This window comes from Nitrosomonas sp. sh817, from assembly GCF_030908545.1.
Taxonomy (GTDB): domain Bacteria; phylum Pseudomonadota; class Gammaproteobacteria; order Burkholderiales; family Nitrosomonadaceae; genus Nitrosomonas.
This window is the reverse complement of record NZ_CP133083.1, coordinates 2,994,951-3,017,853: the sequence shown is the minus strand read 5'-3', so window position 1 is coordinate 3,017,853 and position 22,903 is coordinate 2,994,951. Positions and strand designations below refer to the sequence as shown.

Here is a 22,903-nt window from a genome sequence, read left to right as displayed (position 1 = left end):
AACGTTTTATACTCAGTGAATTTTAATTGAGAAGCTGACTCCTGAAATTTCTAGTTTCTATCAATCTCTCTTTTCTTTCTGATTCCAAGCATCTAGAAGTGTATTTTTTTGATATATTAAATGTGCATGCTTTTTTTCTAATTCTCTATTCAGCTCCGTAGGGAATTCGCAGCTTGGATAAAATGCAGCATACCTCTCTTTAGGAGTATCTGCGTTGTTATCGACAAAAGACATTGCATGTCGTGCGTCGGTTATTGTCTCCCATCGTTTCATCATTGCGTTAAGTTCAGAAACATGGTTAACAAGATCAATAAGGTAATCAGGAATTTTGTGAGCGTGATCTATCAAAGCAGCTTCAGATAAGATAATATCCATTCGTTGTTTATTAAGAGGAAGGAATACTTCTTTCATAACACGAATATAGTCGAATAAAATCTCTCCGCTCACTTCTATTGATTCGTCTTTTGCATCTTTTATAAAAAAATATAGTGGACTAGATTTTGATCTGCCCTTTTCATCACAAAATTTTCCCCATAACGCTTGCGCTGATTTACTTATTGGGTGGATTCAAAATTGAAGTGCAACTTTTGTAAGGAAGTTTAGGAAGCAAGCTGCGGTAGTATCGGAGCTTCTTAAACGACCAAGTAGAAGGAGCACAGATGAAGCACTACAAGCAGCTCACCAGCGAGCAACGATACCAGATTTCCGGCTTGGAGAAGGCGGGTTTGAACCAATCGCGAATAGCGGATGCAGTGGGCGTGAGCAAGTCGACGATTTCGCGGGAATTCAGGCGGAACAAGGGTCGGCGTGACTGGTATCCCAAGCAGGCGCAGGAATTACGGAACGAGCGCCGAAAACAATGCGCCAACGCCCAGCGTTTATCAATGTCGGACTGGACGGAAGTTGAGCGATTGGTTCGGCTGGACATGAGTCCGGAGCAAGCGGCCCGTCGACTTGCTTTGGAAAGTGTGTTGCAGATCAGTCACGAGACGATCTACTTGCACATATATGCAGACAAGCGTCGAGGTGGCGACCTGTGGCGGCATTTGCGTTGCCAGAAGCCCCGCAGGAAGCGTTATGCGAGCGGTCAAGAGCGCCGGGGCACGATCAAGAACCGGATCGGCATTGATGAGCGTCCGGGGATCGTGGATCAGAAGAACCGCATAGGCGACTGGGAGGGCGACACCGTAATCGGCAAGAACCATCAAGGCGCATTGGTTACGCTGGCCGAGAGGAAGTCGCGCTACATTCTGGCAGCCCAAGTGCCCGGCAAACATGCATCGGGCGTAACGGCGGCGGTAACGCGATTGCTGCGCCCCCATAAACGCAAGTGCCACACCATGACATTCGACAACGGGAAAGAATTTGCGGAGCATGAAACCATTGCTGCGAAACTCAATGTGGATATCTACTTCGCTCATCCTTATCATTCATGGGAGCGCGGCTTGAACGAGAACAGCAATGGTCTGCTGCGGCAGTATTTCCCCAAGGGAATGGAATTGATTAAGGTGACCCAGGAACAAGTACAATGGGCGGTGGATAGACTCAACCATCGACCGCGCAAGGTGCTTGGATTCAGAACCCCGTTTGAGGTGTTCTTCGGAAAGACGGTGCGCTATACCAAGCCACCGCTAGGTGTTGCACTTCGAAGTTGAATCCGCGTTGTCAAAAGAGGAGCATAGAATTTACTTATTTGGTCGTTAATGCGAGAGAGTTTATACTTATCGACCATGAGCTTAAGTTCATTATTTCTCGCTAATTTAGCTTGCTTTAATACAACCTTATATGAAGCCATTGCTCCTATGATAGCTCCACATAAGCCAGATAAAAAATTAGGCAATATTGCATTGATCAATTCCGCAGATGAATCTGATGCTAATGCTAAGGAAACACTGATCTATTCGATCAAATAGATAGACCTGCAAAGGTTAGATAAAATACCTTGCTATTGATAAACATGGAATAGAGCGATGCAATCAAGCTTTTCTGAGCTGGAATATGCGGCAAAGAAGAAACAAACCCGGCGTGATCGTTTTCTGGTTGAGATTGAAGCTGCAACACCGTGGACATCCCTGCTGAATGTTATAGCTCCGTATTATCCGGTTAGCGGTAGGCGAGGTCATCCACCGATTGGTTTGGAACGGATGCTGAGGATGTATATTGTGCAACAGTGCTTTGGTTTTTCGGATGAAGGCGCGGAAGATGCTGTATACGACAGTCAAGCAATCCGCTGCTTTGTTGGTATTGATCTGAATCGGGAAGCAGTACCGGATGCGACGACTCTGCTGAGATTTCGCCATTTGCTGGAAGCGCATCATCTGACGGAATCCATTTTTGATGCAATCAATGCACATTTGGCTGAACGCGGACTATTTCTTCGCGAAGGTACGATTGTTGATGCTACGCTGATCTCAGCGCCTCCTTCGACCAAGAATAGAGAAGGAAAACGCGATAGCGAAATGCATCAAACCAGGAAAGGCAAGCAGTGGCACTTCGGCATGAAGGTACACATCGGTGTCGATGCGCAATCAGGGCTTGTTCATACCCTGATCGGAACGGCAGCCAATGTCCACGATGTTACTCAGGCACAGGCGCTGCTGCATGGTGATGAAACCGATGTATTTGGTGATGCGGGCTATCTGGGCGTTGAGAAACGAGAAGAGAATCTTGAATTGCCCGTAACCTGGCATATCGCGATGCGCCCTTCCAAGCGCAAGGCATTGCCCAAAACAACAGCAGGCGAACTGATGGAGAAGCTTGAACATGCAAAAGCCAGCATTCGTGCCAAAGTTGAGCATCCCTTTCATGTCGTAAAGAATCTGTTCATGCATCGCAAAACTCGCTACAAAGGAATGGCCAAAAATAATGCTCAGATGTTTTCACTGTTTGGGCTTGCCAACTTGCTGCTGGCTCGCCGGTGGTTATGTAGCTCTGACAGCCAGATTGCGTCTTAAAGACAAGAAATGAGCGGAATAAGGCAAGAAATAACGCAATTCAACCCAGAATATGGCAAATTTTAACCCAATATCCCAGAACTGCTCGCTTTGCCCTTGGGGTGTGGCGAATTAATCAGCGTTTCCCTAAGTCTGGTACAAAAATAAAAATAATTGCAATGCTATATACTAGCTTTGGAATGCAAGATGTTGTTATTTTTGGATTTGTAATAAAATTAGTACACATAACATTATCTTGTAAGAACTCTCAGGGTTGTTTACAAAGAGGTTGATTGAAATAAGTGCTGAGTATTCATAAGGTGTAGCATTATTCAAACCCTTATGGGGTTTGACGGTGTTGTAGATGTTGAATTTACGATATCAGCCAATGTGATTTTAATTCAACCTTATTATTTGATGTTCTTTCTTTTCCCACAACATTGGAAGAAGTTGCAATTCAGAGTAACTCAACTTCTCAGGCCGCATTTGGGATAAAAAATGTGTACTTTGAAATGTAAAATTCCTAAGAAAAAAACAAACCGAAATCGTCCGCCGCGTCGAAGAATTGTTCGCTTACGCCGCCCGCGCCCAGGCCGATAAATTGACGCTCGCGATCCTTGCCAAAGCCTTCCGCGGCGAACTGGTGCTGCAAGACCCCAACGACGAACCCGCCAGCGTATTGCTCGAACGCATCCAAAAAACTTTACCAGCAACGAAACAGCGTGGGCGCAGTAAAGCAAATCCGGCTGCTGCAAGCTGAGCTGATCGAATGCGTAGACAACCGCAAATTCAAGCAGCGATTTTCGATGTGGCTTCGTGGGAGCCGGATGCGGAATTCAGTGTGTTTCCGCAGGGTGCGCGAGCCAAAGATGCGGTATTTGCACCAGAGTATCCAGCGGAGCCAGTGATTGTGCCAGGGAAGCGCTACATGGTTAAACGCTCGAAACGCAGTTATCCCGATCAATTCTGGGCTGAAATAGTTGCTTACCGGGTGGGTTGTCTGCTGGGTGTGAATGTGACGCCAACATTTGCGGCCTGGAATTCCCGGACGAATCAATGTGCGGCGCTGATTGAATGGTTTTATGACGATGGTCACGAATCTTTTGTGATGGCTGGTGATTTTTTGCAGCAAATGCACAAAGATTTTGATCGAAAACTCGGAACCCAGCATAATTTACTCGATAATATGCGCTTGCTGAAGCTACTCGCTCAAAATGGGATTCTTGAATCCGGCTGGCGGCAATGGTGGATTGATGCGCTGCTCTTTGATGCATTGATCGGTAACACCGATCGCCACCAGGATAACTGGGGGCTTATCTTTACCCGTTCGAAGCAGAAAATAAGCTGTAGATTGGCACCATTGTTCGATAATGGCACCAGTCTAGGACACGAGCGTTTCACGAATCACGTGAGCCGCTGGACTGATATCGATTTTCAACGCTATATTTCCAAAGGCAGGCATCATGTCAAATGGTCATTGAAGGATCCGATACAAGGGCATTTTGCTTTGTTGCAGCGCGCGCTGGAGCAATGGCCGGATACGCGTGAAGCGGCGCAGGCTAGACTAAATTTTTCATCGGATGATTTGTCAGACGCGGTTGTAGATTTACTCAAGCTTGATGCCATAAACCCACTATCCAATGAGAGACTTGTGTTTATGTTGCATCTCATGCGTTACCGATTTACTTTACTGAGAAATTTATTGCTATGAATATTTTGCGCCATATCATCGAGCCATCGCGACTGCTGATGACTTGGCAGCCGCTGGATGAGGCGGCGGCATCACGCACGCGCCGGGTGATCGGTGAGATACGCTGTGAGAAAGAGGGACAGATCGTATTTCGTTATCTTCAACATACACCTGATTTTGATGAAGCTTGTAAGGCTGGCTTTAAAGGTTTTCCGGCATTTCATCTGAAAGATAAAGATGATCATGAAGTACGGCAAGGTGTCATTGAATCGTTGATGCGACGCTTGCCGCCGCGTAAACGCGAGGATTTTGCTGATTTCCTCGCACAACACCGGCTCCCTTCTCCTTTTAACCATTCCGATATGGCGCTGCTCGGTTATACCGGTGCGCGTTTGCCAAGCGATGGCTTTGCTCTGGTGCCGGATTTTTCCGCAAGCGAAGCACCGTGCGATTATTTGATGGAAGTTGCCGGAGTGCGTCATATATTAGGCACGGATCTGAGTTCGATTCATGAAGGCGATGCTGTGGAGTTTGTCATCGATCGCGAGAACATTGTTGATCGAGATGCATTGCTAGTCGTTTGCCATGGACAAAAAATCGGCTATGTCAATCGCGCTTTCAGAGAAACGCTACATCGTTGGCTTAAACAATATCGTGTCTCAGCCACTATTGAAAAACTGAATGGAAAGCCAGAGCGCCCGCTGGTGTACGTACGCATCAGCGCGGAATGAGCTCGGGCGACTAACTGTAAATTGCTGGCACGGGCAATTAATCAGCTGATGCATTATCCTCATATTCTGACCATTTAAAGGTTCTGATTTATAGGATTAATAATGAAAACGGCAAGCAATGATCACCAAATCGGTATCGGTTGCCCGGTACACCAGCCGGTTAGCTTCGTCGATGCGCCGCGACCAGTAGCCGGATAAGTCGCCGCGCAAGGGTTCGGGCTTGCCGATTCCTGCGAATGGTTCACGTGAGGCGGCGGTGATCAGCAGGTTGATTCGCTTGAGTGTTTTTTTATCTTGATCCTGCCAGTACAAATAATCTTCCCAAGCATCGGGAACGAATCGAATGGTGCGCAAGATCAATCGGTGGAACGCAGCGGATGTTCTTGAGCCATTCCGGCTTTGTCTTGTGCGATGGCTCTGGCCAATGCCGCTGCGTTTGCAGGGTTGCCGGTCAGGTGCAACGTTTCCATGATGCTGTTGTAGCTATCGAGCGACATCACCACGGCATCTCCCTCCGCATCGCGGCGGCTGATAATCGTCACATCCGCGTCTTGAACTACTTCGTCCAATATGGTTTTGAGCGCATTGCGGGCATAAGTATAAGTGACGACTTTCATCAAACCCCATTTAACATGATCAATAAAATGTACAAGTATAGTGAGGTTAGTGCAATACTGCAAACCGCCTGATCAACCAGTGGAAATTATTTTTACTGCAACAATGCAAAATCATAGCGCCCTAAAGTGATAAAAGTAACATAAGTCCATTTATATTTTACTTTTAACGACAAAAGTAATATAAAGGATTTTGTACGTTATTTTCCTTACGGACATGCCATGACGATTCAACTTGAGCAGTATCAGTCCGGTCACTACCAGAAAGGTTATGAATACCGGTATTCCCTGCCATCCACGATTAACGATGAATGGGTGTGGCAAACGCCGCAGATAAATCTGTTGCTGGAGAAGGCGGCGGTCAAGCTCGGGGAGCTCAATTCATTTGCGCGCTTGGTGCCGAATATCGATTTGTTCATTCAATTACATGTTACCAAGGAAGCGGTGGTATCCAGCCGTATCGAAGGGACGCAAACCAATATTCAGGAAGCGGTGCTGCCCGAGTCGGAAATTCTGCCCGAGCACCGTAACGATTGGCGTGAGGTGCAAAATTACACGCAAGCGTTGAATCAGGCAATCGGCCATTTGCAAACATTGCCTTTGTCATCACGTTTATTAAGGCAAACGCACGCGATTCTGCTACAGAACGTGCGTGGCGAGCACAAGCTGCCAGGCGAGTTTCGTGCCAGTCAGAACTGGATAGGTGGCCACAGTCTAGCCGATGCGGTGTTTATTCCACCGCACCATCAGTATGTGAATGACCTGATGGGTGATTTGGAATATTTTCTGCACAACAGGGATGTTTATGTGCCAGCTTTAATTCGAATTGCAATCGCGCATTACCAGTTTGAAACCATACATCCGTTTCTGGATGGCAACGGGCGTATCGGGCGGCTATTGATTACGCTGTTTTTGGTGAGTGAGGGGATTTTGGATAAACCGCTGCTTTATCTTTCCAGCTATTTTGAGAAGGATAAAGGGCTGTATTATGACAATTTAATGCGGGTTCGTGAAAAAAACGATATGTTGCAATGGCTTAAGTATTTTCTAGTTGGGATCGAGCAAACAGCAAACTTGGCGGTGAGTGCGTTATCGCGCATTATTCATTTGAAAGCAAAATTGGAACGGAATCTGCAGGCGAACTTCGGGCGCAGAACTGCAAGCGCGCAACGTTTACTGAATGCGTTGTTTACGCAACCCGCGATTCGCATCGAGGAAGTTCAGAAAATTTGCGATCTTAGTTACAAGGCGGCGAATGAATTGGTTGCACAAATACGCGAACACGGCATTTTGCATGAGATTACCGGACAGAGCCGTAATCGCGTGTTTATTTTTGCTGATTACTTGGCGGTTTTTAGCGATTAAGAAAATTGGTGGTTTGCAAGCCGTTTTGCAAAAAATTTCTAGGGAAGCGCTTACATGGACACCGCCCGTTTTGCAAGCACTGATGTATAGAAACACAAGGTTCGATTGCACACTTACATTCGGCTTTTGATAAGAACGTTTAGCTCAGAACCCCTATGGTGTATTCGCCGGCGGGTCCCAATCTGAATAGCGAAGTCTGGTTGCTTCGAGAGCTTCCCCGGGTTTGGCCGCCGCGGTCCGACCTGTCTTCCCATCACATAAATGCAAGCAATCGTGAATGAATATCCTCCTGTTAACGATGCTTCTGTTTTTTATGAATCGCTCATATCATCATGCTTCAGCAGCGTATCTAGCACGATAGGTTTCATTTTTAGCCAGCAATGCCCAAGCTACCCGGGCATTGTGATTGGCCAGCGCCACTGTTGCGACATTGGGATGACACCGCGCCAGCAGTTGCGCAATCCAGGCATTGCCAGGCGGCTTACCGGCTTGTTGCCGCGCACGTAAATGCCGGATTACAGCACGCGCACCGTGGATCATCAAAGTGCGCAGATAACGATCACCTCGTTTGCTGATTCCCAGCAGACGTTGCCGCCCGCCGCTCGATACCTGGCGCGGCACCAGTCCTAGCCAAGCGGCAAATTGCCGTCCATTGGTAAATGCCCTTGCATCACCTATCGCTGCAGCAATCGCGGTAGCGCTTATGACGCCCACACCAGGAATCCCGGCCAAGCGTTGACTCGCTTCATTGCTGACGTGCCATTGCTGAATCCTGTGCTCCAGTAGCGCAATCCGCTCATCGAGTGCCGATAATTGATCCCGCAACACAGCGGCCAAATCCCGGCACATCGGCGGTAACTCATCGCCGGTATCTTCCAATAGCTCCGGCAATCGTTTTCTGAGCACGCTAGGGCACAGCAATCACAATACCAAATTCCAGCAGCATTCCACGTATGTGGTTGATTAGCGCGATACGCTGTTCAACCAATAGCCGCCGGCTATGATGCAAGTGCAATACTGCCTGTTGCTGCGCGGATTTAACCGAAACAAAGCGCATCCCCGGGCGTTGCACTGCTTCACAAATGACTTCCGCATCGAGCATATCCGATTTGTTCGACTTCAAATAGGGTTTGATGAATCTTGCCGCCATCGGCCGCACCGTATGCCCCAGCTCGCTCAGCTTGCGTGCCCAATAATGCATGCCGCCACAGGCTTCCAGCCCAATCCGGCAAGGTTCGATCTTTGCAAACCACGACAAGTACCTCGCTTCGTCTCAATTGCTTGCGCTCCACTACCCGCCCTTGTGCATTAACAGCATGTACCTGAAAAACATTCTTTGCCAAATCCAAACCAACTACGCTAATCTTATCCATGGATACCGCCCTCCAATTTTGAGTTGATGATTGAAAACCAACTGTGGCACATTGCGATGCCGTTGTCAGGAGGGCGGTGTCCATTCCATCTGATTAATTGGCTGCACGAGCGAATCGCTTCGTTGCGCGGTACTCACTCCCTCGCCTATCAGATTGATATGTCTCGGTTGTTGCGTTCCGTGCGCCTCGCCCTTCATCACGTTCGTTGAATTAATCAGCGCTTCCCTAAGATGAGTTTCGATAATCAGAAAAACTCGTTGTTTTGATTTACTCAGCTTCCTCTCCAACAATGTTATGATTTGCTCCTAAAACGAATCTAATTGCTGGAGAAATCATGCGTGAAACGGAACCTCAATCCGGTTTGAATTTTAACTTTCTTGTGCCCGTCGCGATGTTGGCGGTTTTGTTGCTCGTGCCTTTTTCGATCAATGCGTTGCTGCATTTGATGGCGAGCAAGAAGGTAATGAATCCGGTGGTGATGAAATTGCCGGTGGACAGTTCGATGATTTCAATCCCGTCGGAAGTGAAGCAATACGAGAGCTTCGACGTGGCATTGAATCTGGAAACCAAGCGTTTGGCGAAGTTTTTGAACGAACTTGTGTCCACTGCTTCCGAAGGTACGTCGATTCAAGGGATCACCGGTATGGTGTCGGCCAATATGAAAGCTGAGATTGATGGCGCGGCGTTTGAAATCGACAAGCTGGGGCCGCAAGAGCCGTTCTCGGATTATGATGGCACCGCAAGATGGCGCTGGCGGGTGACGCCGGAATCGTCCGGTGCGCAGGCGTTAACAATCCGTTTGCACTTATCGACGCAGCATGACGCGCAGTTCGATAGCCGGGTGCTGGAATTGGCCGAAACAAACTTTGCGGTCGAGGGCAATGCCACGGAATGGATGAAGCGCAATATCCTGTGGGTTGTACTGGCGTTGCTGGTGCCGGCCGGTATTTTTTATACAATGCGGCGGCGGTTTGCGCAATAAATTCAGATAACTGACGATCCGGCTGATTCCAATTAGCAGTTTGTAAGGCTTGAAAAAACACGAAAGATCCCTATATCCGGAAATGAAGTGTATTGCAGATGTTTGATACATCAGCCGCGTGATTTGTGAAAGCACTGATGCGGAAGCGGATACACAGAATGTGCTAACTTCATCGACTAGGAGAATTTCATCATGGCTATTACACGTTATGAACCTTGGGGATTGTTGAGTCAATTGCAAAGAGAACTGGAGCGCGGCGTTGCCGAAGGCTCTACCGCGACCGCCGAATGGGCGCCTGCCGTGGATATCAAAGAGGAAGCCAACCGTTTTGTGATTTATGCGGACATTCCCGGCGTAAAACCGGAAGCAATCGATATCAGCATGCATGACGGCGTGTTGACTATCAAGGGCGAGAAAAGCTCGGAAAGCAAAACGGAAAAAGAAGGCTACAAACGCGTGGAGCGCACTTACGGCTCGTTTTACAGACGTTTCAGCTTGCCTGATACTGCCAATCCCGATGCGATTTCCGCTTCGTCCAAGAACGGTGTGCTGGAAATCGTGATTCCCAAACGGGAAGCGGTATTACCTAAAAAAATCAATGTGTCGACGGTCGAGTGATGTAACCGGCGGCCGTTGAATCAGGGTTGTACCGGATGGAGCCTGCGGGCTCCATTTTTTTATCCGCCGGTTTTTGCCAAGCCGGTTAAAGCATGACACAATGGCACCCCACTCAATCTTATGCAACCTCTTCTGTAATTCTCTGATATGCCCCTCATCACCCTGGAAAACGCTTGTTTAGCTTTTGGTCATCATGCTTTGCTCGATCATGCGGATTTGCAGCTCGATGCGGGCGAGCGGGTCGGTTTGATCGGGCGCAACGGCGGCGGCAAATCCAGCTTGCTGCGCGCGTTGGCGGCGGAGATCAAACTCGATGACGGCAAGGTGTGGCGCGCGCCGGACATCAAGCTCGCTTATGTGTCGCAAGAACCGTTGCTGAATCCCGCCAATACCGTGTATCAGGAGGTATCAACCGGTTTGGGTAATATCAGCCGGATTTTGCAGGATTATCATGCGGTGTCGCACGCCCTGAGCGAAACGCCGGAGGATACCGAGGCGCTGTTGCAGCGTTTGCAGGATTTGCAAAATACGCTGGAAACGGAAGGCGGCTGGAGTTTGCAAGCGCAAACTGAAACCGTGATCGATAAACTCAATCTGCCTGCGGATACGTTAGTTGAACACCTCTCCGGCGGCTTGAAAAAGCGCGTGGCGTTGGCGCGCGCGCTGGTGATTTCGCCGGATGTATTGTTATTGGACGAACCGACCAACCATTTGGATTTTTCTTCGATCGAATGGCTGGAGAGTTTGCTGCAGGATTTTATCGGCAGCGTGCTGTTCATTACCCATGACCGGCGTTTTCTCGATCATGTCGCAACCCGGATTGTCGAGCTTGATCGCGGCCATTTGCAGTCATTTAATGGGAAATTCACCGATTATCAGCGCAAGAAAGCGGAGATGCTGGAAGTCGAGGCGATCCATAACCGCAAATTCGATAAATTCCTGGCACAGGAAGAAGTCTGGATACGCAAGGGCGTCGAGGCGCGGCGCACGCGCAATGAAGGCAGGGTGCGGCGGCTGGAAGCACTGCGGCTGGCGCGCGCGGCGCGGCGGGATAAAGCCGGGAAAGCGGCTATCAGCCTAGATACCGGTGAGCGTTCGGGGAAATTGGTCGCGGAGCTGGAGCATGTCAGTAAAAGCTTCGGCGGTAAAGTGATCATCGACGATTTTTCCTGCCGTATCTTACGTGGCGACCGCGTAGGCTTGCTCGGTCCTAACGGTGCGGGCAAATCGACGTTGCTGAAATTGATCCTGGGCGAATTACAGCCCGATTCCGGCACGATTCAGCAAGGAACCAAACTGGCAGTCGCTTATTTCGATCAGATGCGCGAGCAGCTCGACGAAGCAATGATTTTGACGGATACCATCAGTCCGGGTTCGGATTTTGTCGAGATTGGCGGGAAGCGCAAGCATGTCATCAGCTATTTGGAAGATTTCCTGTTTCCATCCGAGCGTGCGCGTTCTCCGGTCAAGTCACTATCCGGCGGTGAGCGCAACCGGTTGTTGCTGGCGCGTTTGTTTGCCCGCCCAGCCAATGTCTTGGTGCTGGACGAACCGACCAACGATCTCGATATCGAAACCTTGGAGTTGCTGGAGGCTTTGTTGCAGGATTATCCCGGCACCTTGTTTTTGGTCAGTCACGACCGGGAATTTCTGGATAATGTGGTAACGCAAGTAATTGCATTTGAAGGAAATGGAAAATTATGTGAATATATTGGCGGTTATGAAGATTGGAATCGTGCAAAACATTTTGAAGATTCTACCATTCCGCAGAAAATTGTAGCGAAGCAGCCAGAGACTTCATTAGACGGTATTTCCAGATCACCAAGGTCTCCTCGAACTAAAAAATTGAGTTACCAGGAAGCGCGTGAACTTGAAGGCTTGCCCGGTAAGATTGATGTTTTGGAACAAGAGCAAGCGAATATTACGTTGCGTTTAAATGAACCGGTCATTTATCGCGATTTTCCGGATGAAGTGAAAGAATTACAAACACGGTATGCTGCGATTGAAAAAGAACTGGCCGATTGTTTAGTCAGATGGGAAGAATTGGAATCAAAATCCGTTTCGAAAATGTAGCGTTTGAACGGCAATTTCCCTATAAACAACATGGACATGCTTATACTTTTCATTGACCAAATCGAGCGCATCGTTTAAAGTTCAAGTTTTGAGAGAAGGAGGCGTATATGAAACAAAAATTGGTTACGAATTTATTACTTACTTTGGGTTTACTCTTGGCATTTTCAGGGGTGACTCAAGCGGCTGGAGATGCAGCAGCGGCAAAAGAAAAACTTTCCATGTGTGAAGGTTGTCACGGAATTCCAGGATATAAAACAGCTTTTCCAACTGCTTATCACGTACCGAAACTGGGTGGGCAGCATGCAGAATATATCGTCAAGGCGTTGGAAGGATACAAAAACGGTACTCGCAATCATCCGACCATGACCGGTTTAGCTAAAACGCTCTCGCAACAAGATATAGAAGATTTCGCTGCTTATTATTCTAAAAATTAATTGAGTCAACTACGCAAGGAAGGAATTATGAAGAATTATGTAATAGCCGCGTTAAGCGGTGCAGCCTTGATACTCTCGAGTCAAGTAGTGGCTGCGGATATCGAAGCTGGTAAAAGTAAAGCAGCCGAAGCGTGTGCTTCATGTCATGGTGCTGATGGTAATAGCCCTGCTCCTAATTTTCCAAAGATTGGCGGTCAATATAGAACTTACCTGGTAAAAGCATTGAAAGATTATAAATCCGGTGCGCGGAAAGATCCTATCATGGCAGGAATGGCGGCAAATTTAAGTGAAGCGGATATTGACAACCTGGCTTTCTATTATTCAAGTCTGCCTGGTAACCTGAATTCGAATAAATAACACCATTTAACCGGGTTTGTTTTTTTAATTAACCGGCTAAGATTCCTAAAAAAGCCCTGGCAATTGTTAGGGCTTTTTTTTAATCCGCAGGGTGATTGAGCTGCTTGTCCAGGCAGGCGAAGTAAATATCCGCATCCGGTGCGGATTGATTCCGTTGCGCTTGCCAAATCATTTCCGCCAGACATTCCATGACCTGATGCACGGCAGCATGCTCGCTTCCGGTTCTTTTCTGTAAGCGCGCAAATCGCTCGCAAATTCCGATTGGTTGATTAATCGACAACTGTTCCTTGATTGCCACATGCATGCTCATGTGTAAGAACGGATTGGTATCGCCCATTTCCGGTGAGTAATCTTTATCCAGGTAACGCTCGGGATCGTCAAAAATCGTATGATATTCGGGATGCTGCAGGATGACTTCCAGCGCGATCGTTTCGACGCCGGATAAAATTTCGCGTTGGCGGTATTTGCGCCAAGTTTCAAAAAACAATTGCCGTGCTTGGTCTCGTGTGGGCTTAAACATGGTCGGATTCAAATAGTTTTATCGGGAAATTCACACAGGTGATTGATTTTGCAGATCGCGCATGCCGGTTTTCGCGCCTTGCACACATAGCGGCCATGAAGGATCAGCCAGTGATGCGCATCCAGGCGATATTCTTTGGGAACGGCTTTTAGCAGTTTCAATTCAACTTCCAGCACGTTTTTGCCCGGCGCGAGTCCGGTTCGATTGGCAACCCGGAAAATATGCGTATCCACCGCGATTGTCGGTTCGCCGAACGCGGTATTCAAAATCACATTGGCGGTTTTGCGCCCGACCCCCGGTAATTTTTCCAGTTGCTCGCGGGTTTTGGGTACTTGGCTGTCATGCTGTTGTATCAATAACTCGCAAGTGGCCAATATATTCTTCGCTTTGGTTTTATAGAGACCGATCCTTTTGATGAATTCGGTCAAGCCGGTTTCACCCAGCGCGAGGATTTTTTCCGGGGTATTCGCCTGCTGAAAAAGCGGTTGAGTTGCCAGATTGACACTTTTATCGGTCGCTTGCGCGGAGAGAATGACGGCAATCAGCAATTCGAAAGGCGTGTGATAAACCAATTCCGTGGTCGGGTGCGGATTGATTGCTTTCAGGCAAGCAAAAATTTCATGTCGCTTAGCTGAGTTCATGCGGATTTACTGGAGAATCGGCTGTGCGCGTTTGCGCACGTATCATTTTAGCGCGTGCCAGCGCCGCTTCGATCATGGCTTTCTTGCGTTCATCAGCGATTGTTTTGGTGCTTTCAGCCGCAGAGCCGGTTTTGGGTTTGACCGGCTTTTCCGCGGCGCGTTGTTTGTCGCGTTCGAGCCGTTGCTGCCTGTGTTGGTATCGGGTGCGCGCATGATCCGCAATTTGCTGCTTGCGCGCTGCGGCCGGAAGATTGTCAGTTCCGGTAGCGTTTTCATCGGCTGGAATCAGGCGGATACAATCCATCGGGCATGGCGCGATGCATAACTCGCAGCCGGTGCATTCCGCCGCGATGACGGTATGCATTTGTTTGGCGGCTCCGGCGATGGCATCGACGGGGCATGCTTTGAGGCAGAAAGTGCAGCCGATGCACAAACGCTCATCGATTATGGCTACGGCTTTGTAGGGTAGCGGGAAGCCATGTGCAGCGCTCAACGGTTTGGGCGGCACATCCAGCAATTCTGCGATTTTCAAAATGCCGTCCTGACCCCCCGGCGGACATTGATTGATATCGGCTTGGCCTTTAGCGATGGCTTCTGCATAAGGCCTGCATCCGGAATAACCGCATTTGCCGCACTGTGTTTGCGGTAAAACGGCGTCTATTTGATCAATCAGTGGTTGATTCATGGGAATTTGAGCTTGGCGAAATCTGATCGGCGCAGAGTTCCTGCGCAATCGTGCGGATCAGTCCAGGGCCATGATAAATCAATCCGGTATATAACTGGATCAAGCTGGCGCCGGCTGCGAGTTTTTCTTTGGCATCCGCAACCGACTGTATGCCACCGACACCAATGATTGGAATCGCATTTTGCAGGAAGCCGTGCAATTGCTGAACGATGGTTGTCGATCGCTGTTTCAACGGCGCACCGCTAAGTCCGCCGCTTTCTTGCGCAACCGGCAAATGCGCGATGCCTTCGCGCGATAGCGTGGTATTGGTGGCGATGACACCATCCATGCGATGTTTCAGCAATAGTGCCGCGATGGATTCGATCTGCGCGGTATCGAGATCGGGGGCGATTTTTACGGCAACCGGCACATACTTTCCATGAGATTGCGACAGTTCCTGCTGCGCGGATTTTAATTGATTCAGCAAACGGTCCAATGCGCCGGTAGACTGCAAATCCCGCAAATTCTTGGTATTGGGCGAGGAGATGTTGATCGTCACATAACTGGCGTAGCGATAGACTTTATGCAAGCCGGTCAGATAATCATCCGCTGCTCTGTCGATCGGTGTGTCAAAATTCTTGCCGATATTGATTCCTAAAATACCCCGATAGCTTGACTGCGTGACATTTTCGATCAGCCGGTCGACGCCGTGGTTATTAAAGCCGAGGCGATTGATGATGGCGTTGGCTTCGGGAACGCGGAAAAGGCGGGGCGCCGGATTGCCCGGTTGCGGCCGGGGCGTGACCGTGCCGATTTCGATGAAACCGAATCCGAGCCTGGCGAGCGCATCGAGATGCTCGCCATTTTTATCCAGCCCGGCAGCCAGTCCGACCGGATTGGGAAAAGTTAACCCCATCACGTTCTGAGGCTGACAGTCAATCACGGTGCGAGGCAGCAAGCCCAATCTTGTCAGCTGATCGAGCGCAGCCAGAGAGAAGCGGTGCGCGGACTCGGGATTTAGTTGAAACAGCAGCGGACGGAAAAATTGATAGGACATGCCGGAATTTTATCCTGAAATGATCTTCACGCTAGGAAAATTACGCGAAGATGCGGCTGTCCAGCAGTTGCCATCGGCCATTCAGCAATACTTCTAGCGGCTGGAAGTTGATTTTATATCGCATTTTCCGGTTGTCCCGGATCCAATAACCTAAATATAAATAATCCATTCCCAGATTCCGGCACTGTTCAATCTGCCACAGAATGCTGTAAGTGCCGAAACTTGCGTGGGCAATATCCGCGTCAAAAAACGTGTAGACCGATGAGAATCCATCCGGCAACAGGTCGATGATGCTGACCATGCGCAGTTGTTGATTGTCGCGAAACTCAATCAGCATGGAATCGACATGGCTTTGCAGCAAAAAATTGTGATACTGCTCACGGCAATCCTTATCCATGCCGCCACCGGCATGGCGCTTCGTCTGGTAGCGTTGATAGAGCGCGTAATGTGCCGGATTGTAATGCAGCGGATGCGCGGTAACTTGCAAATGCTGATGTTGATTCCAGGCCCGTCGCTGAAAGCGCTTGGGCACAAAGGATTTAGCCTGGACGCGCACCGACAGGCAGGCTTGGCAATGTTCGCAACGGGGGCGATAAATGTAATGTCCGCTGCGCCGGAAGCCGGCTTGTATTAATTTCGCGTAAGCGGGGATATCGATGCTATGTTCCGGCGTAACCACTTCCGAGCAAGCTGATTTGCCAGGTAAATAACTGCAGGAATAAGGGTTCGTGGTATGAAATTTAATCACGGCATTATCCGGATGTTTCAAGTTGCATGCGTTCAAAGTTCCATTTGCTGCCGATTGCGATATCGCTAATCAACGTTTCCAGTTGCCGGCTGAAGCTGACGCGGGAAATTTCCCGCGCGCCGAGCGATGCCAGATGACGGGTTTTCACTTGGCAATCGATCAGACCGAATTCCCGGTATTGTAGTTGTTTCACCAGATGCACGAAGGCGATTTTCGATGCATCGGTAATGCGTGAAAACATCGATTCGCCGAAAAATACTTTGCCCAAAGCAACGCCATAGAGACCGCCAACCAGCTCGCCACCGATCCAGGTTTCCACCGAATGCGCCAGGCCCATTTCGTGCAGCGCCGTGTAAGCCGCGATCATCTGCGGATGTATCCAGGTGCCGGACTGTCCCTGACGAGGCGCTGCGCACGCTTGCATGACTTGTGTAAACACCGTATCGGCGCGGATTTGGTAATGATCCTTGCGGAGAGTCTTGCACAATGACCGGGATATTTTTAATTCCGCCGGAAACAATATCATTCTCGGATCCGGACTCCACCAGTAAATCGGCTCACCTTCATTAAACCACGGAAAAATACCTTTGCAATACGCTTCGATCAAGCGTTGCGGCGACAAATCACCGCCAACCGCCAATAGACCATTGGGTTCATCGAGGGCTTTTTCAAGCGGAGGAAATGACGAATAAAGGTTTTTCTCGTTAATCATAAATTTCTGTAGAATCGCTGATTGCTACTAAGTTGATATAGATCAAGGTTGCACTAAAAATATTTTCTTATTCTCCATCGACTCGGGCAAATTGTCACACCTCAATAACGAAACCTAAGAAAGGGAAATTATATGAAGTATTTTTTACAAAAGAAAAAGTTTGCCAACAATTTTTCGGCAAGTTCATTGTTATTAGCATTAACATTGGCTTCGCCCCAGGTACTTGCGCAAGATGCGGCCAATCAACGTATCCGCCAGTTGGAAAATGCACTGCAACAAATTCAGCAAGAGTTAGCTAATATCAAAGCTGAAGCGGCTAAAACCCAAGAAATTCAGAACGAATTGAACCGCGTGAAAGCGGAGTCGGCGCAAACCACGCAGAAAGTTGAGAGAATTCAGCAAGTCACCGAGCGCAGTCAGCCAGCGGAAATGGATTTCGAAGGTGTCAGCGAAAAACGGACCATGCTGTTTTTCCGCGGCGGTTATGCGCGTAGCGACTCGCTTCGTAACGGCACCACATTGGAAAGCCGCGTTGTCCCGCTGGGTGCGCAAGAGCAAGCGGGCCGGGATGCCTGGTATGTCGGCGCCGGCTTTGATTATCAATTGACCCGCGATGGCTGGGGCTTTATTCCTAAAACCGAGGTTGATGCAGAGTTGATGTTCGAGTACAAGCAGTTTGGAATCGTCGCAGGTAATGCATTGGCGAACGAACCCAGCATCTTGGCGGGCGCGCCGCTCAACCCGCGGGGCGTGACGGTAAATCAATTTACCTTGACCGCCGCGCCTAAAATCAAATTTAACCACTTTGCGCAATATAAGATCCGGCCTTGGATCATACCGGCCGGTTTGGGTATCCATGTAATCAGCCCGCCGTCTGAATCGGTCACGTATATTTCTCCCGGCATTATGTTCGGCGGTGGTGTTGAATATAACATCTGGCGTGATTTCTTCGTCGGTGTCGATGCGCGCTACCATTATGTTCCCGGCGGACTGGATGGCTCCAGCTTTAGCGGCTTGACCACCGGTGGTTATGTCGGTATCGGTTTCTAAGATCTTCATAATTCAGAATCAAATTTATGTTGGATTGATCTATTAAGTTATTTTGTTCGTTCGCAGCCAGATAACGCGAAACGAAGCCTTGACACCTCACTATTTGCTTAGTGGGGTGTTTTTTTTTTGTATGACCGGGTGTTGTCTGGCATTGATTCAATCGACGAAACGCCATTTGAATCTTTATTTCGATCCGACGGATACCAGGGTAATTCCCGTTCTGAATAAAAAAGAAGCGGCGAACACTTTCGTGTTAACCGCTTCATTCAATTGAAAATTGTTCAAGCAGCCATCACTGATAAAGCGGATGGCTGCCATTTACGATTTAATCCCCGGTTCCGACCGGATTTCTTTGGGCTGCGGTCAAACCGGCTTTCCATTCGTCCGGCAGGTTTTGCACCCAGCCGTTATAAACGTTCGGAACTGCCAGCACGCCTTGTCCGCCGAATCCCGGTAAGCCGCTGACGGTATCGTCCTTAGCTGTGCTCGCGGTATCGACTAACGATACATAGCCGGCGATTTTTGCTTTGCTGAGATCACCATTACCGTCCGGATCCACATCGACCACCGTCAACCGGTTGCCGAATTTGGTGGTGACGTAAGCATAGTAACCGCCGCCTTGTTTCGCACCAAAGTTAGCGCCGTGGCAACCTGGATCGCAATCGAACATTTTGACAATGGTATCGGTCGCGGTATCGACGATCACGATTTGACCGCCGGTCGAAGCGATCACGACGGCTTTACCATCCGGAGAAACCGGCGTCTGAATCGGCAGTACCCCGACGGCTATTGCGCCATTGCCGTCATTGTCGGCAAAGCTGCCATCGATCGGATTGTAATCCGCGATCAGATTGATGGTTTTCAGCAATGCGCCGGTTGCGCCGTCAAGCACCGATAGCGAATGATGCAACAGGTTAGCCGCATAAATTTTGCTCGAATCCGGCATCATGCCGATCGCAATCGGATGCGCACCGGGTGCATTATTGCCGGTCGGCGTGCGAGCCAGTATGCCGCCGGAAGAACCGTAAACACCGATGTCATTGGTATTGATGTTCGGCGTCACAATCTTGGTGCCGTCTGCGCTTACCCAGTGCCCGTGAGGGTTGGCCGAGGTATGGCCATGCGCTTGCGTGGGCAGCATTTTGCTGACAGTGGTGGTGCCGGCAGGAATGATCGCAATGCCGTTCTCGCCGTTGATCGCGATGGTCAGATCATCGTTGGTAGGCAGCGTCACCACATGCGACGGCGTATCGCCAACTCTGATGTTTTTGATCAACGCGCCGGTTTCACGGTCAATCATCGATAATTTGGTATCGAACCATTGGGTTTGATAAATCACCGATTGATCGCGGCTAGGCCACATGTTATGCGGATTATTGTTGTTGATTTCCGGCAATGCGATTTTGCGCTTAACCGTCCAGTTGGCGGTATCTACCACTGTCGTGGTACCGGGTTTGTATTTGCCGGCGGTTTTCTCGAATTGCGTGTTGATCCATACTTCTCCAACGCCAGGCACTGCAGGAGCGGTGCCGACGGCTAAAGGCGCATCGATGACATTCAACGCGGATAACGCCAAGGCTAAGCCGCCATCGGTAACGTTTCCAAACGGCGCGCCGGAAATTCTAACCGGCAGGGTTGGAAATTTTAAATTCCAGATACCGGTTGAATAATCCTGCCAATTGCTGGGTGAAGTAGCCACGAAAAACGTTCTGAGCAAACGGACAGCCAGATCGCTGCTGGTTGGCAAGCCGCTGATGCCGGTCACCAGATCAATCTTGTAATCCATTGCCGGGTTGCCTAAATCGAGTCCTTCGGTTTCCGGATCGTCGACAATCACCGCGCCGAACATGTACGGATGCACTTTACAAGTAAACACGTACAATCCCGGCGTGGTCAGTTTGACGATACCGCCGCCACGGTAGGCAGCGCTTTGATCGAATGGCATATGATGCGCACCGGTAGGCCATAACAGTGTACTGATGGTATGCACGCCATTGGTATCGGACATGATGAAGTTTACGCTACTGCCCGGATAGATGACTTCCAGCGATTTGGTTTTGATATCGAAAGGCAATCCAACGATGGCGTCGCCACGCGCGCTTCTAAACCAGCTGGCGGGTTCGTCGCTGACTTCCAATGTCACCAAACCGGGCTCGGAGGGACGCACGCCCAGCAGGATATTGCCATAAGGCGATGCGCCCACAATGCTGTGGCCGTCGCCACCGACCGGATCAACGCGGAAACTGCCGTGCATGCCGGCTTCCATGTGCGCGATCAAATGGCAATGGAATTGCCAATCGCCGGGGCCAACACCGCTGCCGGCTTTAATGGTAAAGCTGTGCGTATCGGTACCGTCGCTCAGCAATTTGGTATCGATCACGGTCGTGGTATCTGTTTTGAGCCAGCGATGGGCGTGCAAGTGGAACGTGTGCCCAGGCCCTACCGATAACACATGGAAGCGCACCAGATCGTTTTCAACCGCGCCTAAATCAGGGGCTGCCCAAAGCGGTTTTTGCACGCCATCGGCCGATATTTCGGTACCCCAGAACGTTGAGCCGACCATGAACAATACAAATTGTTTATCGAGATCGGCTTGTGTGACCGGAACGATGCTGCCATTGTCATCGACGAAGCTGTCGACCGGGCCGTTGCGTTTATCAACGATCAGTGCGCCGAAAAGCCCGAGTAATTCTTTGCCATTGTCATTGCCACGGTAAACATAAGTACCTGTCTTATTGGCGCGCAAGGTGTAGCTTTTAGTTTCACCCGGTTTGGCTTTTGCGCTATGGTTCATTACTAAACCTGGCACATTGAAACCGACGTCAACCGCAGTGGTGTTGGTCAACGTTACTTGAACGGTATCACCTTGTTTGACAAACAAGGCCGGGCCGGGAATAACCGCCTCGGCATCGCTGCCGGACGCGTAGCCTAATTGTCCGTTAGGCAAGGTTTTGGCTGTGAAACTAAAACTATGAACCGCGGCCATCGCCATCGACGATGACAACAAAGCGGCGGCAAGCAGCATAAAGACTGCCAATGCCGCAATGCGTTTTTTGAATCCTATAATCTGTTCTTTCATGATGTGATCCTTAATTGCTTATTAATCAACGATAAAGTTACCGGTCATTCCCAATAATTTGTTGGTGAAATTGTTATCCATGTATTGGGTGCTTTTGTTCGCTTTGACAACGAATACATGTTTTTCCAGAGGACCGATTGCAATTTGATTGATAAGATTGTGCGTGCCCGGATCGAACCATTTGTAGCCATTCAGGCTAAAGTTGTGAAGGTCCGTGCCCAAAGCAATGAGATGAAACCGGACATCGGTGTTTTTGGATGCATTGAACGACGGATTGACGCCATGTTTGGATTGCTGTTTGGTGGCGCCGTTGATTTCAACCCCCCAGAAAGCATCGTCACCCAGGTAAAGTAAGTATTCTTTGGAATAGGAACCGGCTTGTTGAGGGCTTCCTGCCGGATTGACGATGATTGCGCCAAACAGACCCTTGTGCTCGGCGCCGTTATGGTTTTCGTAATTGTGATCGTGGTAGGCCCAGGTGCCAGCGGTTCCGGGTGCAACGTCCCATTCGTATTCATACGATACGAAGCTGTCTTCAGGGCCATCGCCAGCACCCTCGTCGAGGATTCGATTGATGACTTTAAGCGTGCCGTCGCTCAGGATTCTGTAATGAACGCCATGCACGTGTACGCTGACCTGCTGGCTGATTCCCTTGGCCGGGTAATCGGCCGAGATCGTATTAAACAGTGTCAGCTTGACTTTGTCGCCTTCGGTTAATTCGATAATCGGACCCGGGATTGTGGGCTCGGTACTATACCGGCCGGTAACATCCAGGCCATCGATCTTATGGCTGACCATTTGGTACGCCAGCAGTTTGTTGCCAAAACCATCGTCTGCAATATCTTTTGCAGTCATCTCGATAATATGTTCGGCAGCATAGCTTTTGTCGATGCCGATAAAAGATATCGACATTGCCAGCGTAATACCGGCGGCAGCTCGTATGCACAACGAGCGGTATGAAATCTTTGCTGTTTCGATGTCGCGCTGCGAGAGCGGCATGTCACAGCTCGATTGAATTACTTGAAACGACATTTAGGTTCCCTCCTGTGGTGAAAAATATTTCGTAGTCAGCGAAACGTGAAGGAAAAATACATCGCGGGTAGTTTGTGCGGGTATTTTGAATGAATTCCACGATTCTCTTGAAACCTACGATTCGAGAAATGGATAGCAGAGGTGGAAAATTGCTATCTATTTAATCAGAGAGGAATTTTAGCAAAGATAACTTCGGCTAAGTAGATGTCATTTGTCCTTAAGATTCCGCT

Annotated in this window: 24 protein-coding genes and 1 pseudogene; 13 read left to right on the top strand and 12 right to left on the bottom strand. The window is 49.3% G+C overall.

Translation table 11 applies throughout. The features are described 5' to 3' along the window. Positions 1-60: 60 nt before the first annotated feature. Positions 61-411 carry a hypothetical protein gene (locus tag RBH92_RS14325; RefSeq protein WP_307932667.1) on the bottom strand — a complete coding sequence of 117 codons (351 nt, stop codon included), beginning with the start codon at positions 409-411 and terminating at the stop codon, positions 61-63. 248 nt (positions 412-659) lie between these two features. On the opposite strand from RBH92_RS14325, the gene RBH92_RS14320 reads away from it, so the two are divergent. The 6 genes from RBH92_RS14320 (at position 660) to RBH92_RS14295 (ending at position 5,354) form a co-directional block, all read left to right on the top strand. Next, positions 660-1,655 (top strand): IS30 family transposase, encoded by a 996-nt coding sequence (locus tag RBH92_RS14320; protein ID WP_307932666.1) that lies wholly within the window; start codon positions 660-662, stop codon positions 1,653-1,655. A 75-nt stretch (positions 1,656-1,730) separates the two neighbouring features. After that, on the top strand, positions 1,731-1,913 hold the full coding sequence (locus RBH92_RS14315) for a hypothetical protein (RefSeq protein ID WP_307932665.1): 183 nt from the start codon (positions 1,731-1,733) through the stop codon (positions 1,911-1,913). Positions 1,914-1,970: 57 nt separating this feature from the next. Beyond that, on the top strand, positions 1,971-2,954 hold the full coding sequence (locus RBH92_RS14310; protein WP_307931813.1) for an IS5 family transposase: 984 nt from the start codon (positions 1,971-1,973) through the stop codon (positions 2,952-2,954). A gap of 580 nt (positions 2,955-3,534) precedes the next feature. Then, the gene (locus tag RBH92_RS14305; protein ID WP_307932664.1) at positions 3,535-3,693 is read left to right on the top strand and encodes a hypothetical protein; all 159 of its coding nucleotides are present in this window, start codon (positions 3,535-3,537) and stop codon (positions 3,691-3,693) included. A 9-nt stretch (positions 3,694-3,702) separates the two neighbouring features. Continuing rightward, a complete protein-coding gene (locus RBH92_RS14300) occupies positions 3,703-4,644 on the top strand; it encodes a HipA domain-containing protein (RefSeq protein WP_307932663.1) in 942 nt (313 codons plus the stop codon). Then, positions 4,641-5,354, top strand: coding sequence for a hypothetical protein (locus tag RBH92_RS14295; RefSeq protein WP_307932662.1), 714 nt, complete (start codon positions 4,641-4,643; stop codon positions 5,352-5,354). Before RBH92_RS14300 ends, RBH92_RS14295 begins: the two co-directional genes overlap by 4 nt. Before the next feature lie 96 nt (positions 5,355-5,450). On the opposite strand, the gene RBH92_RS14290 is transcribed toward RBH92_RS14295, so the two are convergent. Together RBH92_RS14290 and RBH92_RS14285 are read right to left on the bottom strand one after the other, a co-directional pair. Continuing rightward, the gene (locus RBH92_RS14290) at positions 5,451-5,708 is read right to left on the bottom strand and encodes a Txe/YoeB family addiction module toxin (RefSeq protein ID WP_307932661.1); all 258 of its coding nucleotides are present in this window, start codon (positions 5,706-5,708) and stop codon (positions 5,451-5,453) included. Positions 5,709-5,710: 2 nt separating this feature from the next. Continuing rightward, positions 5,711-5,971 (bottom strand): type II toxin-antitoxin system Phd/YefM family antitoxin, encoded by a 261-nt coding sequence (locus tag RBH92_RS14285; protein ID WP_307932660.1) that lies wholly within the window; start codon positions 5,969-5,971, stop codon positions 5,711-5,713. A gap of 219 nt (positions 5,972-6,190) precedes the next feature. Here RBH92_RS14285 and RBH92_RS14280 point away from each other — a divergent pair, with 219 nt between their 5' ends. After that, the gene (locus RBH92_RS14280) at positions 6,191-7,333 is read left to right on the top strand and encodes a Fic family protein (RefSeq protein ID WP_307932659.1); all 1,143 of its coding nucleotides are present in this window, start codon (positions 6,191-6,193) and stop codon (positions 7,331-7,333) included. A gap of 330 nt (positions 7,334-7,663) precedes the next feature. Here RBH92_RS14280 and RBH92_RS14275 read toward each other — a convergent pair. Continuing rightward, positions 7,664-8,706: pseudogene (locus RBH92_RS14275) on the bottom strand (IS110 family RNA-guided transposase). Between the two features lie 334 nt (positions 8,707-9,040). Here RBH92_RS14275 and RBH92_RS14270 point away from each other — a divergent pair. From RBH92_RS14270 to RBH92_RS14250, 5 genes are all read left to right on the top strand, one after another. Further along, positions 9,041-9,688: a hypothetical protein gene (locus RBH92_RS14270; RefSeq protein WP_307932658.1), complete on the top strand. Its 648-nt coding sequence runs from the start codon at positions 9,041-9,043 to the stop codon at positions 9,686-9,688. 192 nt (positions 9,689-9,880) lie between these two features. Further along, a complete protein-coding gene (locus RBH92_RS14265) occupies positions 9,881-10,306 on the top strand; it encodes an Hsp20/alpha crystallin family protein (protein WP_307932657.1) in 426 nt (141 codons plus the stop codon). Between the two features lie 147 nt (positions 10,307-10,453). Continuing rightward, entirely contained in the window at positions 10,454-12,379 is a 1,926-nt protein-coding gene (locus RBH92_RS14260) for an ATP-binding cassette domain-containing protein (RefSeq protein WP_307932656.1), read from the top strand. A gap of 107 nt (positions 12,380-12,486) precedes the next feature. Further along, positions 12,487-12,813 carry a c-type cytochrome gene (locus RBH92_RS14255; protein WP_307932655.1) on the top strand — a complete coding sequence of 109 codons (327 nt, stop codon included), beginning with the start codon at positions 12,487-12,489 and terminating at the stop codon, positions 12,811-12,813. A 27-nt stretch (positions 12,814-12,840) separates the two neighbouring features. Then, positions 12,841-13,170 (top strand): c-type cytochrome, encoded by a 330-nt coding sequence (locus RBH92_RS14250; RefSeq protein WP_292922358.1) that lies wholly within the window; start codon positions 12,841-12,843, stop codon positions 13,168-13,170. A 79-nt stretch (positions 13,171-13,249) separates the two neighbouring features. Here RBH92_RS14250 and RBH92_RS14245 read toward each other — a convergent pair whose 3' ends face one another. From RBH92_RS14245 to aat, 6 genes are read right to left on the bottom strand one after another with little or no spacing between them, the layout of a single operon-like run. Next, a complete protein-coding gene (locus tag RBH92_RS14245) occupies positions 13,250-13,690 on the bottom strand; it encodes a DUF1841 family protein (RefSeq protein WP_307932654.1) in 441 nt (146 codons plus the stop codon). 8 nt (positions 13,691-13,698) lie between these two features. Then, complete coding sequence (gene nth, locus RBH92_RS14240; protein ID WP_307932653.1) at positions 13,699-14,331, bottom strand: endonuclease III; 633 nt, start codon at positions 14,329-14,331, stop codon at positions 13,699-13,701. After that, positions 14,318-15,016, bottom strand: a complete 699-nt coding sequence (rsxB, locus tag RBH92_RS14235) for an electron transport complex subunit RsxB (RefSeq protein ID WP_307932652.1) — start codon at positions 15,014-15,016, stop codon at positions 14,318-14,320. The genes nth and rsxB overlap by 14 nt, the downstream gene beginning before the upstream one ends. Next, positions 14,997-16,052, bottom strand: a complete 1,056-nt coding sequence (locus RBH92_RS14230; RefSeq protein WP_307932651.1) for a quinone-dependent dihydroorotate dehydrogenase — start codon at positions 16,050-16,052, stop codon at positions 14,997-14,999. Before RBH92_RS14230 ends, rsxB begins: the two co-directional genes overlap by 20 nt. Positions 16,053-16,092: 40 nt before the next feature. Next, positions 16,093-16,800, bottom strand: coding sequence for an arginyltransferase (locus RBH92_RS14225; RefSeq protein WP_307932650.1), 708 nt, complete (start codon positions 16,798-16,800; stop codon positions 16,093-16,095). A gap of 4 nt (positions 16,801-16,804) precedes the next feature. Further along, a complete protein-coding gene (gene aat, locus RBH92_RS14220; protein WP_307932649.1) occupies positions 16,805-17,512 on the bottom strand; it encodes a leucyl/phenylalanyl-tRNA--protein transferase in 708 nt (235 codons plus the stop codon). 132 nt (positions 17,513-17,644) lie between these two features. On the opposite strand from aat, the gene RBH92_RS14215 reads away from it, so the two are divergent. Further along, a complete protein-coding gene (locus tag RBH92_RS14215) occupies positions 17,645-18,562 on the top strand; it encodes a porin family protein (RefSeq protein ID WP_307932648.1) in 918 nt (305 codons plus the stop codon). A gap of 325 nt (positions 18,563-18,887) precedes the next feature. On the opposite strand, the gene RBH92_RS14210 is transcribed toward RBH92_RS14215, so the two are convergent. Both RBH92_RS14210 and RBH92_RS14205 read right to left on the bottom strand, forming a co-directional pair. Beyond that, positions 18,888-21,641: a multicopper oxidase domain-containing protein gene (locus tag RBH92_RS14210; RefSeq protein ID WP_307932647.1), complete on the bottom strand. Its 2,754-nt coding sequence runs from the start codon at positions 21,639-21,641 to the stop codon at positions 18,888-18,890. 21 nt (positions 21,642-21,662) lie between these two features. Next, positions 21,663-22,673, bottom strand: a complete 1,011-nt coding sequence (locus RBH92_RS14205; RefSeq protein WP_307932646.1) for a multicopper oxidase domain-containing protein — start codon at positions 22,671-22,673, stop codon at positions 21,663-21,665. Between the last annotated feature and the right edge of the window lie 230 nt (positions 22,674-22,903).